Below are 14,648 nucleotides of genomic sequence, written 5' to 3' on the forward strand. Positions count from 1 at the left end.
GCCGTTCCCCACGGCTGTGCGACGGGTGAGCCGGTGCTTCACGGGGGACAATCTCGGTATCTGCCGTCCTCTTCGGGAGGTCCTCATGGCCCGCGCCCGCGCGACGAAGGACGCCGTGCACCACCCCCTCTTCGCCCGTTTCTACGCCAGACTGAGCGTGTCGGCGGAGCCGAGGATCGGTCCCTTGCGCGACGAGCTGCTCGCCGGGCTCTCGGGGCGGGTCATCGAGATCGGCGCCGGCAACGGCCTGAACTTCGCGCGCTACCCGAGCACGGTCTCGGAGGTGGTGGCGATCGAACCGGAGCACTCCCTGCGGCAGTTGGCTCTGGAATCCGCCCTGCGCGCCGAGGTGCCGGTGGACGTGGTGCCGGGCGCGGCGGAGGCACTGCCGGTCAAGAGCGAGGCGTTCGACGCGGCCGTCGTGTCGCTGGTGCTGTGCAGTGTGCGGGACGTACGGCGCTCGCTGAACGAGGTGCGACGGGTACTGCGCCCCGGCGGTGAGCTGCGGTTCTTCGAGCACGGCCGGGGCGGCGGACGGGCGATGCGGACAGCCCAGCGGGCGCTGGACGGCACGGTGTGGCCGCTGCTGTTCGGCGGCTGCCATGTGTCCCGCGACCCGGTCGGCACGATCCGGTCCGCCGGGTTCGAGATCGGGACGGTCCGGGAGGTCCTGATGCCCGAGCAGGGGCCGCGGCTGCCCACCTCCTACTGCGTGGTGGGCCGGGCCCGGCGGCCCGACATCACAGACTCCACTGGCGCAACTCCCGCGTGATGTCGTGCACGCTCGCGTCGCCGCTCTTCACCAGCCTGGCGAGTTCGCGCACCTGCTCGGCGGAGGTGACGACCTTGACGCCGCTGGCCACGAGGTAGCCGTAGGCGACGGCGGAGGCGAAGAGCGCGTTGGAGCGCTCCAACGCCGGGACGTGCATGAGGAGTTGGAGGAGGGCGGCGGCTCGGGCGTGCGGGGTGTCGTAGACGGGGACGTCGAAGATCTCGGCCTCGTGCCGGGCGACGGCCGCGACGAGGGCACCCCAGTCGGTGACCTGGGGATCTCCGGGCGTCTTCTGTTCGGCGACCATCAGGAGCCAGGCGAGGTCGATTCTGAGCTGACTCAAGGGATCAGTGACGTCCCTCGCGCCGGCCTTCGAGCTCCGCCCCGAACTCCTCGACGAAGACCGCCTCGTACTGCTTCATGAAGTCGGCGGCGGACTCGACGAAGGTGTGGCCCGCTTCGCCGGTGTCCTGTTTGACCAACTCCTCGATGTACCGGTTCACACTCATCCCGCGCTCCAGGGCTCGTTCACGGGCGGCTCGGGCCGTGCCCTCGTCCACCCGTACATTCAGCTGGGTCTTGGCCATGACTCGACGCTAGCGCCGGAGTGCTAGCGGAAGCAAGGGCGCCTTGCCGCGCACCACCCCCGAGGACTCATTCTGGATGCCCCTTACATCGATATCGGAAACCCGACCTGCGACGGAGACGGCCTCGGACTTCGGGGGGATTCCTGCTGTGCCCTGAGTCACACTAGGCTCGGCCGGGAACGCCCGGAATTCGAACTGGTTCGAGCCTGGAGGCCGTTTTGTCCACTGCTGCCGCTGAGCACACCCTCGGCCGCGCGGAAGCCGACGGCATCGCCGCCCGCGCCCGGGGCCTGACGAAGGCGTACGGCTCGGGTGAGACGACGGTGCTCGCCCTCGACTCGGTCGACGTGGACATCGCGCGCGGCCGCTTCACCGCGGTCATGGGCCCCTCGGGTTCGGGTAAGTCCACATTGATGCACTGCCTGGCGGGGCTCGACACCGTGTCGGCCGGACAGGTGTGGCTCGGTGACACCGAGATCACGGGGCTCAAGGACCGCGAGCTGACCCGGTTGCGCCGGGACCGGATCGGCTTCATGTTCCAGTCCTTCAACCTGATCCCCACGCTGAACGCGGCCGAGAACATCACCCTGCCGATGGACATCGCGGGCAAGAAGCCCGACGAGAAGTGGCTGGACCAGGTCATCGACACGCTCGGGCTGCGGGACCGGCTCAAGCACCGGCCCTCCCAGCTCTCCGGCGGCCAGCAGCAACGCGTCGCCTGCGCCCGCGCGCTCGCCTCCCGGCCCGAGCTGATCTTCGCGGACGAGCCGACCGGCAACCTCGACTCCCGCGCCGGGCTCGAAGTGCTCGGCTTCCTGCGCGAGGCGGTCGACCAGCTGGGCCAGACGGTCGTCATGGTCACCCACGACCCGGGGGCCGCCGCCCACTCCGACCTGGTGCTCTTCCTCGCGGACGGGCGGATCGTGGACCGGATGGAGCACCCCACGGCCGAAGCCGTCCTGGAACGCATGCGCCTCTTTTCCGGGGGAAGCTCCCAGACCCCCGGCATCGACACGATCCGGGCGACTTTCGACGGCGAGAGCGGCCCCACCGCCGCCCCCACGAGCGAACCCGCCAACGGGCCCACCGGCGAGTCCATCGACCTCGACAAGGACTGACACCGTGCTGAAGGCGACCCTGCGGAGTTTCCTCGCGCACAAGGGGCGGCTGCTGCTCTCGGCGCTGGCGGTCGTCCTGTCCGTGGCGTTCGTCGCGGGCAGCCTGATCTTCTCGGACACGGTCACCCGTACCTTCGACCGGCTCTTCGCCTCCACCTCGGCCGATGTGACCGTGGGCCCGAAGGACGACGACCTGTCGGGACAGCTGCCGACCGGGGCCGTCGAGACCGTGCCCGCCTCGCTCGCGCAGCGGGTCGCGGGGATCGACGGCGTCGCGGACACCCATGTCGACGCGGCCGTCGAGAACGTCACGGTCGTCGACAGCGAGAACGAGTCGGTGGGGCCGACGACGGGCGCCCCCACCATCGCCACCAACTGGTACCTCACCGACCGCAGCCCGGTGGAGCTGACCGACGGACACGCGCCGCAGGGCCCCGGCGAGGCGCTGCTCGACGCGGACACCGCGAAGAACAAGGACGTGCAGATCGGCGACACCCTGACGGTGCTCGCCCAGCCGGGCTCCTTCGAGGTGGAGATCGTCGGCATCGCCACCTTCACCACCACCAACCCGGGTGCCGCGCTGGTCTTCCTCGACACCCGGGCCGCGCAGTCCGAGCTGCTGGGCGATCCCGACGCCGCCACCACCATCTCGGTGACCGCCGAGGCGGGTGTGAGCGACGACCTGCTCAAGGAGCGGATCGCCGACGAGCTGGGGCCGACGGCATACGACTACCAGACCGCCGACGAGCAGGCCGAGTCGGCCGCGGCCTCGCTCGGCGGATTCCTCGACGTCATCAAGTACGTGATGCTCGGCTTCGCCGGGATCGCCACGCTCGTCGGGGTGTTCCTCATCGTCAACACCTTCTCCATGCTCATCGCCCAACGCACCCGTGAACTGGGGCTGTTGCGCGCGCTGGGCGCCGACCGGCGGCAGGTACGGCGGTCGGTGCTGACCGAGGCGGCGCTGCTCGGCCTGGTCGGGTCGACGCTCGGCCTCGCCGCGGGCATCGCACTGGCCTTCGGGCTGATCGAGCTCATGGGCGCCTTCGGCATGAACCTGAGCTCGACCGAGATGGTGATCGGCGTGGGGACGCCGATCGCGGCGTACGTCGTCGGGCTCGGCGTCACCTTCGTGGCGGCCTACCTGCCGGCGCGGCGGGCGTCGACCGTGTCACCGATGGCGGCGCTCTCGGACGCCGAGATCGCCGGGGTGGGACGGCCGCTGAAGGTCCGCGCGGTGGTCGGCGGGGTCGTCGGGGCGGCCGGTGCCGCCGCGCTCGTGGGATGCGCGGCGGCGTCGGACACGGGTTCGGCGGCCTCCCTGCTCGGCCTCGGCGTGGTCCTCACCCTCGTCGCGACCGTCATCGCGGGACCGCTGCTCGTACGGCCGGTGATCCGGGTTCTCGGCGGCGCGTTCCCCGCGCTGTTCGGCTCCGTCGGCCGGATGAGCCAGCGCAACGCCCTGCGCAATCCGCGCCGGACCGGGGCCACCGCCGCCGCGCTGATGGTGGGGATCGCGCTGGTAGGCGGGATGTCCGTGGCCAGTGCGTCGATGGCCAAGTCCTTCGACGACGAGATCGACAACACGCTCGGCGCCGACTTCGTCATCCAGAACCAGAACTTCCTGCCGTTCCCGCAGGAGGTCACCGACAAGGTCCGCGCCACGGACGGCGCCGGCCTCGTCGTACGGCAGCGGTTCACCCCGGTGGCGGTACGGCTGCCGGACGGCAAGCGGGTCGAGACGACCGCCGCGGCCTACGACGCACAGCTCGACGAGGTCGCCAACGTCACTTACGCCGAGGGCGACAGCGCCGCCGCGCTGGCCGACGGCGCCATCACCATGGACGTGGACTTCGCGCGGGACCACGACGTCACGGTCGGCAGCACGATCCCCGTCCAGTTCCCGGCCGGGAAGAACGCCGAGCTGAAGGTCGGCGCGCTCACCGACCAGGACACCGCCGACGGCTTCGGCATGCAGGGCGGGCTGTACTTCGGGATGGGCACCATCGAGAAGTACGTGCCCGAGGGGCAGGACTCGTCGCTCTACGTGAACGCCGGCTCCGGCGTCGGCGCCGACGAGCTGCGCGCGAACCTGGAGCGGACGCTGGACGCGTATCCGCAGGTCCAGGTCCGCGACCAGGCCGACTACAAGGAGCTGATCCGCAACCAGATCGCCGTACTCCTCTATCTGGTCTACGCATTGCTCGGCCTCGCGATCGTCATCGCGGTGCTCGGGGTCGTCAACACCCTCGCCCTGTCGGTGGTGGAGCGCACCCGGGAGATCGGGCTGCTGCGGGCGATCGGGCTGTCCCGGCGGCAGTTGCGGCGGATGATCCGGCTGGAGTCGGTGGTGATCGCCGTGTTCGGGGCGGTCCTCGGGCTCGCGCTGGGCCTGGTCTGGGGCGTGTGTGTGCAGCAGGTGCTGGCGCTGCAGGGCATGAAGGCGCTGGCGATCCCCTGGGGCACGGTCGTCGCCGTGGTGATCGGCTCGGCGGTGGTGGGAGTCGTGGCCGCCCTGCTGCCCGCGCTGCGGGCGTCCCGGATGAACGTACTGACCGCAATCGCGCACGAGTGAGGGGCTCGCGGATCGCGGTGCTGGGCGCGCGCATGTGCTGGCGGCACTCGCGGACGAGTGATGTACTCGCCGGTATGTCGGCTCAAGTCCCTTGAAGGTGAGGAGAGTTCATGCCGCGCCCGTTCCGCTTCGGAGTCAATCTGCTCAGCCCCACTTCGGCCGAGGAGTGGCGCACCAAGTGCCGCCGCGCCGAACAGCTCGGTTACGACGTGATCCTGGTTCCGGACCATCTGGGTATGCCGGCCCCGTTCCCGTCTTTGGTCGCAGCGGCGGAGGCGACCGAACAGCCACGGCTCGGCACGTTCGTGCTGAACGCGGGCTTCTGGAACCCGACACTGCTGGCGCGCGAGGTGGCCACCACGGACGCGCTGACCGGCGGGCGTCTGGAGCTGGGGCTCGGCACCGGGTACGTACCGGCCGAGCATGAGAAGGCCGGTCTGCCATGGGGGTCGCCGGGCGAGCGGGTCGACCATCTGCTGCGCACCGTCGAGGAGTTGGACCGGCTCCTCGGCTCCGAGGAGCTCCCCCACTCTCGGCTGCGCTCCAGCGGGGGGACCCCCATACCGCTTCCCGCGCAGCGGCCCCGGGTGCCGCTGCTCATCGGTGCCAACGGCGACCGGATGCTGCGGATCACCGCCGAGCACGCGGACATCGCGGCGTTCACGGGCGCGCGGACGGTGGCGGGCGGCAAGCTGGAACCGATAACCGCCGAGGAACTCGACGAACGGGTCGGGCGGTACCAGCAGTTCGCCGCCGGGCGGAAGGAACCCGCCGAACTCAACCTGCTGATCCAGATCGTCGAGATCACCGAGGACCGCGGCGCCGCCGTGCGGCCGTGGCGCAGCCACCTCCCGAACCTCAGCGAGGAGCAGGTCCTCGAGCTGCCGCTGGTCCTCGTGGGGACTCTGGAGGAGATCGTCGACCAGGTGCTGGCGCAGCGGGAGCGGTACGGATTCTCGTATCTGACCGTCCTGGAGCCGAACATGGAGGTCTTCGCGAAGGTCGTCCAGGCCCTGCACGGCTGGTGACGCGAGCGGGCGCGAGGTCGGGCGGGACCGGTTGGGTTCCACCGCCGAGGGCACGAGCATCAGCGACGACCGCGAAGGGCCGAGCGGCTGGTGGCCCGTGACCCCGAGACACTGATCCCCGCCGAGCTGGACGGTGAACTGGTGGGCACGGTCATCGCCGGCTTCGACGGTCACAATGTCAACTCCAAGCCAGGTGACAGCAGTTCGTACGAACCCTCACCGTCCTGCGAGGAGTCACCACTACTGGTACGGCACCTGGCAGCACGGCCGGACCGCAGTCCTCATCGCCAGTGCGAGAGGTCACAACGTGCCGTAGGTGCAGCGCCCCCCATGCTGGGCAACGCGTCCTCATCGACTCTCCGAGGGGTCGCAACTGGAAGCGGCCCTGTGATCCCCGCCTGCGAGGGTGTTCCGTCGGCGCCGCGGTTGGTGACGATGCGGGTGGTGTGCTCCCACACCGACCACGATCTCCGGCGTGACCCCCGCACCCCGGAGGACAGCGCTGGGAAACAGCTTTTTAGCAGGTCATTCCCCATGGCTAGTGGATGGAGGAGGCGTTTTCAAGGCGCTGGGCCGCGCCGCTGGGTCCGCCAGGTCTACCCACCACCCTCGACGAGCGCGTGACCGGGACCTACGGCAGTCGGCCCGAGGGACGGGCGGGCAGACCATCCCGCCGACCGCCAGCCTGGGCCGGCAGCGGCAGCGACCAGGTGTAGACCTCCGGGTCGAAGGCGTGCAGGCGCTTGACGAGCCTGGCGGTCGACCAGGGCCAGCAGAAGGTGTTGATGCCCGGGAGACCGAAGTAGTAACCGGTGCCGCCGACGGCGTTGTAGACGGTGCCGCGCAGCGCCTCGCGCAGGGCCTGCTGGTGGGCTGCTTCGGCCTCGGGCTTGACATCCAGTGCGGACGCCCCGCTGGCACGCAGTTGGTCGAGGGCGGCGGTGACGTAGCGGAGTTGGGCTTCGAGGACGGTGGGGACAGCGGTGGTGCCGGTGAGCAGATTCGGGCCGATGAGCAGGAAGAGGTTGGGGAATCCGCTGACGCTGGTGCCCAGGTAGGCACGGCGGCTGTCGGCCCAGGACTGGGCCAATGTGCCCTCGGTGCCGTGCAGATGGGGGGCCAGCGGGATGTCCCCGATGTGATATCCGGTCGCGAGGACGATGATGTCGGCGCGGGTGCGGGTGCCGTCGGCGCCGATGACGTCGGTGCCCTCCACAGCGGTCACGCGCGTGGGATGCAGCCGCACGTTGGGCCGGGTGAGGGCAGCGTAGTAGGTACCGGATGTGATCAGGCGGCGGCCGCCGAAGCGGTAGTCAGGAGTAAGGGCCCGACGCAGGGCGGGGTCCCGTACCGAGGTACGCAGATGGAAGCGGGCCAGGGCCTCCAAGGGCCGCAGCAGGCGGGGGTGACGCAGGGGTACGCCGATGGCTTCCTGAGTCCAGTGGTGCAGGCCGCGTAGTCCGCGGCGCGCTGCCGGGTGGTGTTCGAAGAAGCGGTGGAGTCCCGGCGGAAGCGGGTAGTCAGGTTTCGGAAGTACCCACTGCGGTGTGCTCTGGAAAACGTCGACATGAGCCGCCTTCGGCTGAATCTCGGGCAGGAACTGAACGGTGGACGCTCCGGTGCCCACCACTGCCACGCGCCGTCCGGTCAGGTCGACTTCGTGGTTCCAGCGGGCGGAGTGGAAGGCGGTGCCGGGGAAGGTGCCGAGGCCGGGGAAGTCGGGATGGCGGGGCCGGTGCCAGGGGCCGGTGGCGACGATCACCACGCGGGCGGTGTACGTGCCCGACGTGGTCCGCAGGTTCCAGCGGTGCGCTTCCGGCTCCCAGCGGCCGCTCAGTACCTCGGTGTCGTAGCGGATCGCTTTGTGCGCGCCGTGCGTTGCCGCGGTGGTGTCGAGGTAGTCGAGGATTTCGGACCGGTCGGCGAAGCCCCGGCTCCACGCGTGGGGTGCGAAGGAGTATTCGTACAGCACCGACGGTACGTCGCAGCCGCATCCTGGGTAGGTGTTGTCGCGCCAAGTCCCGCCGAGGCGACCGGACTTCTCCAACACGACGACGTCGTCGAAGCCGGCACGGCGCAGCGCGATCACTGCGGCCACGCCGGAGAGGCCGGCCCCGATGACGACGACTTCCGCTTCATGACGATGGTTGTCGATGCTGTCTTCGGCCACCAGCGCCGCCCCCTGTCTGCCTCGTGGGCATCCCGGCGCTGATGCCGAACCGCCCCTGACCACTCACTCAGAGCGCCCGATCGTAGGATCACCCGCGATCGCCTGTGGTGATGTGGCCGGTAGATACCTCATAAGGGTGATCTTGCCGGGTGGGCTGAATGCGGTGCGTTTCCCTGTGTTTGGCTGCCAGCCATGACGACGAGGGACGAACTGCCCAGGTCTCCCGGTCCGCACGCCGCCGTCGACGAGCCGGGGCGGTATCTTCCCTACCCCAGTGGCTGGTTCTGTTTGGCGCGTTCACGAGAACTGGCGCCCGGCGACGTCCTGACCCGTCGTTTCATGGACGAGGACATCGTCCTCTACCGCACCCGCGACGGCCGGCCCCGCGCGGTGCATCCCTACTGCCCGCACCTGGGCGCTCATCTGGGGGCGGGCGGCACCGTGGAGGGACAGAACCTGGTATGCCCCTTCCATCGCTTCGCCTTCGCCCCCGACGGCACCTGCGTCGGCACGCCCGCCGGCCCGCCCCCGCGCGCCCGCCTGCAGCACCACACCATCAGCGAGCGCAACGGCTTCCTCTTCGCCTGGTACGAACCCGATGGCGCTCCACCCGCCTGGGAAGTCCCCGGCACCGCCCAGGCGGGGGTCGTTCCGACGGCCGCCTGGAGCACGGAAGTGCACACCTACGCCCAGGAGATCATCGAGAACACCCTCGACTACCGGCATCTCCCGGTCCTGCACCAGGTGTCCGTGCAGGAACTCGACCCGCCGACGGCCCAAGGCCCGCTCCTGCGCATGCGTCTGCGCCTTGGGCCGGACCGACCTCCCGCCCTCAAGCAGAAGATCCAGGCCGACCATACGTTCCTCCTGGCCGGGCTGGGATATCTCCGCGTCGAGCTCCCGCTGCCCTCGCTCGGACTCGTCAGCTACCTGTGGGCGATGCACACACCGACCGGCCCGCGACGCAGCCAGATGCTGGTCGCGACGGCCTGTGCAGACATCCACAAGCAGGACGCCACTGAAGCGTCGCTCCCACGGCGTGGCCTGCACCGGGCCTTCGCCCACGCGATGCTGCGCACCGCGGTCAGCAAGGTCCATCAGGACCTGAGGATCTGGAACACCAAACGCTACGAGCCACGACCTCGCCTCGCCGCGAGCGACGAGGCCATCGGCTTGTTCCGCCACTGGGCCCGCCAGTTCTACCCGGAGCCCTGAGGAAACGTGATGGTGCTGCTGATACCGCCGAAAGTGACCGCGCAGCCCAGGAGAGGCGAGTTACTCCGATGCGGGGTCGGCGGCGGGTGGCGCGCTTCGTGGGGGCTTTGGTCGACGAGAAGCAGCCCGCCAGGAGCAGCCCTCCAGGTCCCAGCCCCCACGCACACACACGGCGTCCGTCTGGTCGGTGTGCCCCCAGGGCGCCACCCGCGACGGCGCGGCGGCGGCTTGGATCATGAGGCCCCACCGCTCCCCGGCGCTTTCCAGGGGCCCTTGAGTGTGCGTGATGCAGCCGGGAGCGTCATTTCAGCGTCAAAACATCGCCCGCAACGCCCACACCGGGCATCGTGCGCACGACCGACCGGCTCAATGGTCCACCGGATGCGCGCTCCCGTCCGGCATCCGCTGGAGTGGACAATGCGTCCAGCTACGGCGGCAGGGCCGAGCCGGGCACGGACCGACCCGGCAAGGCGCCGCTGAACGGATTGCCCTCAACCCGGTTGACCTCCCGGGATCAAGCCCACCCCTCCGTCGATTCGTCGGCACAGAAACCGGTCGCCAGACAGGCGAGCGCTCTGCTTGGCTCACCCCCATGAGCGATCTCCACATCCGCTGCGCCACCCACTCGGACGTCGACACCGTGTTGCAGTTCTGGCGCGAAGCCGCGGAAGGAACCAGCATCAGCGACGACCACCACGGAGTGGCCCGACTCATCACACGAGACCCCGAAGCCCTGCTCCTCGCAGAGCGCGACGGCCTCCTCACCGGAACCGTCATAGCCGGCTTCGACGGATGGCGATGCTCCGCCTACCGACTGGCCGTACACCCCGACCACCGTCGACAAGGCATCGCCACCGCCCTGTTGGAAGCCGCAGAACGACGATTCGCCGCCCTGGGCGGGCGACGGGTCGACGCCATGGTCCTGGAAGCCAACGAACGGGCACACCACACCTGGGCTGCGACTGGTTACCATCGCGAGGACCACTGGCGGCGCTGGGTCAAGCCGCTGTAGGCACGGGCAGCACTCAGCGGATGTTTGTGAGCTGCCGAGGTGCGACGGCCGACGGTGCCATCCCTACCGGCTCGCGGTCCACCCGGAGCGGCGCCGGAAGGGCACCGGCTCGGCGCAGCTCACCGCGGCCGAGGAGCGGTTCGTACGGCTCGGGGGACGACGCGGTGACGCGATGGTGCTCGTCCGGAACGAGACGGCCCAACATGCGTGGCGTGCGGCCGGGTACGCGCCCGAGGAGAGCCGGGTACGCGCCCGAGGAGAAGTGGCGGCGGTGGGTGCCGCTCGGGGAGTGAGGTCCTCGGAGGGACGCAACGGCTGAGCGCCGGGGCACTGAGACGACGGGAAGGTACTTTGCCGATCCTTTACCATGGGTGGGCCAGTCAACCTCTACGGAAAGGTTGTGAGCGTCCGCCCATGGGCGAGCCTCCCAGTACGGGACCCGGTACACCACGTACCCGAGCCGGTGCACGACGTCGCGCGATCCTCCCGCCCCTGCCCGATCATGGGACGGAGGTGACCCGATGACCGAAGTGCTCCTCCTTCTGGTGGCGGTGCTGCTCTCGCTGATCTGTGGTGCCTTCGTCGCCGCCGAGTTCTCGCTGACCACGGTCGACCGAGGCCGGCTGGAGCGGGCCGTGGAGCGCGGCGAGCGGGGTGCCGCCGGCGCCCTCAAGGCCGTACGGAATCTGACGTTCCAGCTCTCCGGCGCCCAGCTCGGCATCACCGTCACCAACCTGGTGGTCGGCATGCTCGCCGAGCCGTCCATCGCCAAGCTGATCGCCGGCCCGCTGGAGGCGGCCGGCATACCGGGCTCCGTGTCGAGTTCGGTGGCGCTGGTGATCGGTACGGCCCTGTCGACCGTCGTGCTGATGGTCGTCGGCGAGCTGGTGCCCAAGAACTGGGCGATCTCCGCGCCGCTGCCGGTGGCGAAGAAGGTGGCGAACCCGCAGCGCTGGTTCAGCGCCGCGTTCCGGCCGTTCATCACCCATCTCAACAACACCGCCAACCGTCTCGTACGCCTCTTCGGCATCGAGCCCGCGGAGGAGCTGGCCTCCGCGCGCGGCCCTCAGGAGCTGGTGGCCCTCGCCCGGCACTCGGCCAGGGAGGGCGCCCTGGAGGCGGACACCGCCGAGCTGTTCGTGCGGACGCTGAACCTGGCTGATCTGACCGCGGAGAACGTGATGACCCCGCGCGTCCAGGTCATCGCCCTCGACGCCCAGGCGACCTGCGAGGACGTGGCGAACGCGACCCGGGCCACCGGCCTGTCCCGCTTCCCCGTCTACCGCGGCAGCCTCGACTCGGTCGTCGGCACCGTGCACATCAAGGACATCCTCGCCGTGCCCGCCGAGCGCCGGCTGCGCACCTCCGTGGCGGAGCTGCTGCGCGAGCCGCTGCTCGTCCCCGAGTCACTGACCGTCGACCGGGTCCTCGACCGGCTCTCGGGCAAGCGCACGATGGCCGTCGTCATCGACGAGTACGGCGGGACCGCCGGCGTCGTGACCCTGGAGGACATCGTCGAGGAGGTCGTCGGCGAGGTGCGGGACGAGCACGACCCGCACGAGACACCCGACCTGGCCCCCGTCGGCACCGACGAGCACGGCCGCGAGCTCTACTCGGCCGACGGCTCGGCCCGCACCGACCAGCTGGCCCGCGTGGGCCTGCGCGCGCCGGAGGGACCGTACGAGACGCTCGCGGGCCTGATCGCCACCGAGCTGGGCCGTATTCCGGCCGTCGGCGACACCGTCGAGGTCATCGGCTGGCGGCTCGAGGTGGTGGACGCCGCCGGGCGCCGGGCCGCACGGGTGCTGCTGCACGCGCCGGCCACGTCCGACGAGGAGCACGAGGAGGAGACGCGATGACCGCCGTCCAGCTGCTGATCGGTTTCGCGACGCTGGTCGTCAACGCCTTCTTCGTGGGCGCCGAGTTCGCCCTGATCTCGGTGCGCCGCAGCCAGATCGAACCGTACGCCGAACAGGGCGACCGGCGGGCGCGCAACGTGATGTGGGGTCTGCAGCACGTGTCCGCGCTGATGGCGGCCGCACAGCTCGGCATCACGCTGTGCACCCTCGTCCTCGGTGTGGTCGCGGAGCCCGCGATCGAGCACCTGCTGGAGCCGCTGTTCCACGCGATGGGCGTGCCGGAGGGCGCGGGCCACGTGGTGTCCTTCGTGATCGCGCTGGCGCTCGCCACGTACCTCCACATGCTGCTCGGCGAGATGGTGCCGAAGAACATCGCCCTGGCGGAGCCAGTGCGCAGCGCCCTGCTGCTCGGCCCGCCGCTGGTGACGCTGTCGCGGGCGCTGCGCCCGGTGATCTTCACGGTCAATGCCTTCGCCAACGCCCTGCTGAAGCTGATGCGGATCGAGACGAAGGACGAGGTCACGGCGACCTTCTCGGACACCGAACTCGCCCGTCTCGTCCGGGACTCCAGTAAGGCCGGACTCATCGACGACCGTGCGCAGGAGCGGCTGCGCGACGCGCTGGAGCTGGGCCGCCGGCCCGTGCGCGATGTCGTGCTCCCCCTGGAGCGTGTCGTCTACGCGGGCATGGGTGTCACCCCGGAGGAGTTGGAACGGCTGTCGGCCGAGTCCGGGTTCTCGCGCTTCCCCGTGGTCGACGAGGGGCGCCGGATCGTGGGCTATCTCCATGTGAAGGACGCGCTCGACGCGACCCCGCGCGACGTGCCGTTCTCCGTCCGGGACATGCGGTCGATCGCCCGGGTCCGGGAGACCACACCGTTGGACGACGTGCTCACCGCGATGCGCCGCAGCCGGACGCACCTGGCGGCCGTGCTGGGCGCGGACGGGCGGCTCGCGGGCATCGTGACCATGGAGGACGTGCTGCGGGAGCTGTTCGGGCAGCCGGCCGTGTGACCCGCCCGAGGCCCGCCCAAGGTCCCGCCCGAGGCGAAGAGGCCGACCGACCGTCGGGTATGTGAACGCGTTAGCATCGTTTCCGCCATGCAGACGAATCCCACATACTCCAGCCTTGTCACGGTCGGCGACTCCTTCACCGAGGGCATGTCCGACCTCCTCCCCGACGGTTCGTACCGGGGCTGGGCAGATCTCCTCGCGAGCCGCATGGCCGCGCGGACGCCCGGCTTCCGGTACGCCAACCTCGCGGTGCGCGGAAAGCTGATCGCGCAGATCGTCGCCGAGCAGGTGGAGGTCGCCGCCGCGATGGAGGCGGACGTGATCACACTGGTCGGCGGCCTGAACGACACGCTCCGGCCCAAGTGCGACATGGGCCGGGTGCGCGGCCTGCTGGAGGAGGCCGTGGAGCGCCTTGCCCCCTCCTGCAAGCAGCTCGTCCTGATGCGCAGCCCCGGCCGCCAGGGCCCCGTCCTGGAGCGGTTCCGCCCGCGCATGGAGGAGCTGTTCGTCTGCGTCGACGAGCTGGCCGCCCGGCACGGCGCCCTCGTCGTCGACCTGTACGGCGCGCCTTCGCTGGGCGATCCACGCCTGTGGGACGTGGACCGGCTGCACCTGACGGCCGACGGGCACCGCCGGGTCGCCGAGGCGGTCTGGCAGGCGCTCGGCTACGAGGCGGAGGACGCGCGGTGGCGGATGCCGATGCCCGTGACGCCGCCGCCCGGCTGGACCGCACGTCAGGTGGCCCACGCGCGGTTCGCCCGGCAGTACCTGCTGCCGTGGATAGGCCGCCGCCTCACGGGCCGCTCCTCGGGGGACGGCATGCCGGCCAAGCGACCCGAGTTGCTGCCGTACGAGGGGCCAGTAGCGTAAGGAGCCGCCGTACCGGGAGGCGTGTGTGACCACGACCGTGATCAACCTCAAGGGCCGTATCCGCGACTTCGGCCCCCGGTTGGAGTACGCCCCCAGCGACCTGGTGTACATCGGCCGCCGCTGGACCATGGGCCACTGGGATCTGGCGCAGCATCCGCTCTTCAACCCGTTCCAGTACGACACCGAGAAGAAGAAGCGCGACGGGACGCGGGCCGAGGTGATGGCGAAGTACCGGGAGTATCTGATGGCCGACCCCGAACTGCTGGCCCTGGTGCCGGAGCTGCGCGGGAAGACGCTGGCCTGCTGGTGCGCACCGGAGCTGTGCCACGGGGACATCCTGGCGGAGATCGCCGACGGGCGGTGAGCGCGTAGGCGCAGGTGGCGGCGATGGCTGCCGTGGTCGGTGGCAGGCGTGGTCCGATGCCTGCC

The 14,648-nt window shown here is 70.3% G+C and carries 13 protein-coding genes and 2 pseudogenes; 12 read left to right on the top strand and 3 right to left on the bottom strand.

Going from position 1 to position 14,648, the window contains the following annotated elements:
- Positions 1-85 precede the first annotated feature (85 nt).
- Positions 86-772 carry a class I SAM-dependent methyltransferase gene (locus ACFU53_RS04375; protein WP_383986080.1) on the top strand — a complete coding sequence of 229 codons (687 nt, stop codon included), beginning with the start codon at positions 86-88 and terminating at the stop codon, positions 770-772.
- Here the strand turns inward: ACFU53_RS04375 and ACFU53_RS04380 are convergent.
- Positions 741-1,115, bottom strand: coding sequence for a fic family toxin-antitoxin system, toxin component (locus ACFU53_RS04380; protein ID WP_383985922.1), 375 nt, complete (start codon positions 1,113-1,115; stop codon positions 741-743). The genes ACFU53_RS04375 and ACFU53_RS04380 overlap by 32 nt on opposite strands.
- Positions 1,116-1,119: 4 nt before the next feature.
- A complete protein-coding gene (locus tag ACFU53_RS04385; RefSeq protein ID WP_383985924.1) occupies positions 1,120-1,359 on the bottom strand; it encodes a toxin-antitoxin system HicB family antitoxin in 240 nt (79 codons plus the stop codon).
- A 218-nt stretch (positions 1,360-1,577) separates the two neighbouring features.
- Between ACFU53_RS04385 and ACFU53_RS04390 the strand changes: the two genes are divergently transcribed.
- The 4 genes and pseudogenes from ACFU53_RS04390 to ACFU53_RS04405 form a co-directional block, all read left to right on the top strand.
- On the top strand, positions 1,578-2,477 hold the full coding sequence (locus tag ACFU53_RS04390) for an ABC transporter ATP-binding protein (protein ID WP_383985926.1): 900 nt from the start codon (positions 1,578-1,580) through the stop codon (positions 2,475-2,477).
- Positions 2,478-2,481: 4 nt separating this feature from the next.
- On the top strand, positions 2,482-5,052 hold the full coding sequence (locus ACFU53_RS04395) for an ABC transporter permease (RefSeq protein ID WP_383985928.1): 2,571 nt from the start codon (positions 2,482-2,484) through the stop codon (positions 5,050-5,052).
- Positions 5,053-5,162: 110 nt separating this feature from the next.
- The gene (locus ACFU53_RS04400) at positions 5,163-6,080 is read left to right on the top strand and encodes an LLM class F420-dependent oxidoreductase (protein ID WP_383985930.1); all 918 of its coding nucleotides are present in this window, start codon (positions 5,163-5,165) and stop codon (positions 6,078-6,080) included.
- Positions 6,081-6,111: 31 nt separating this feature from the next.
- Positions 6,112-6,251: pseudogene (locus ACFU53_RS04405) on the top strand (GNAT family N-acetyltransferase); the annotation flags it as partial.
- A gap of 460 nt (positions 6,252-6,711) precedes the next feature.
- Here ACFU53_RS04405 and ACFU53_RS04410 read toward each other — a convergent pair.
- Positions 6,712-8,250: a flavin-containing monooxygenase gene (locus ACFU53_RS04410; RefSeq protein WP_383985932.1), complete on the bottom strand. Its 1,539-nt coding sequence runs from the start codon at positions 8,248-8,250 to the stop codon at positions 6,712-6,714.
- A gap of 192 nt (positions 8,251-8,442) precedes the next feature.
- Here ACFU53_RS04410 and ACFU53_RS04415 point away from each other — a divergent pair, with 192 nt between their 5' ends.
- The 7 genes and pseudogenes from ACFU53_RS04415 (at position 8,443) to ACFU53_RS04445 (ending at position 14,583) form a co-directional block, all read left to right on the top strand.
- The gene (locus ACFU53_RS04415) at positions 8,443-9,465 is read left to right on the top strand and encodes a Rieske 2Fe-2S domain-containing protein (RefSeq protein ID WP_383985933.1); all 1,023 of its coding nucleotides are present in this window, start codon (positions 8,443-8,445) and stop codon (positions 9,463-9,465) included.
- A gap of 592 nt (positions 9,466-10,057) precedes the next feature.
- Complete coding sequence (locus ACFU53_RS04420) at positions 10,058-10,477, top strand: GNAT family N-acetyltransferase (RefSeq protein ID WP_383985935.1); 420 nt, start codon at positions 10,058-10,060, stop codon at positions 10,475-10,477.
- Positions 10,478-10,529: 52 nt separating this feature from the next.
- Positions 10,530-10,796: pseudogene (locus ACFU53_RS04425) on the top strand (GNAT family N-acetyltransferase); the annotation flags it as partial.
- 202 nt (positions 10,797-10,998) lie between these two features.
- The gene (locus ACFU53_RS04430) at positions 10,999-12,336 is read left to right on the top strand and encodes a hemolysin family protein (protein WP_383985936.1); all 1,338 of its coding nucleotides are present in this window, start codon (positions 10,999-11,001) and stop codon (positions 12,334-12,336) included.
- Positions 12,333-13,349 (top strand): hemolysin family protein, encoded by a 1,017-nt coding sequence (locus tag ACFU53_RS04435; protein ID WP_383985938.1) that lies wholly within the window; start codon positions 12,333-12,335, stop codon positions 13,347-13,349. The genes ACFU53_RS04430 and ACFU53_RS04435 overlap by 4 nt, the downstream gene beginning before the upstream one ends.
- 87 nt (positions 13,350-13,436) lie before the next feature.
- Positions 13,437-14,219, top strand: a complete 783-nt coding sequence (locus ACFU53_RS04440; RefSeq protein ID WP_383985940.1) for an SGNH/GDSL hydrolase family protein — start codon at positions 13,437-13,439, stop codon at positions 14,217-14,219.
- A 25-nt stretch (positions 14,220-14,244) separates the two neighbouring features.
- Complete coding sequence (locus ACFU53_RS04445; RefSeq protein ID WP_383985942.1) at positions 14,245-14,583, top strand: DUF4326 domain-containing protein; 339 nt, start codon at positions 14,245-14,247, stop codon at positions 14,581-14,583.
- Positions 14,584-14,648: the final 65 nt, after the last annotated feature.

Source organism: Streptomyces sp. NPDC057474 (assembly GCF_042802555.1).
In the GTDB taxonomy this organism is placed as follows: Bacteria; Actinomycetota; Actinomycetes; order Streptomycetales; family Streptomycetaceae; genus Streptomyces.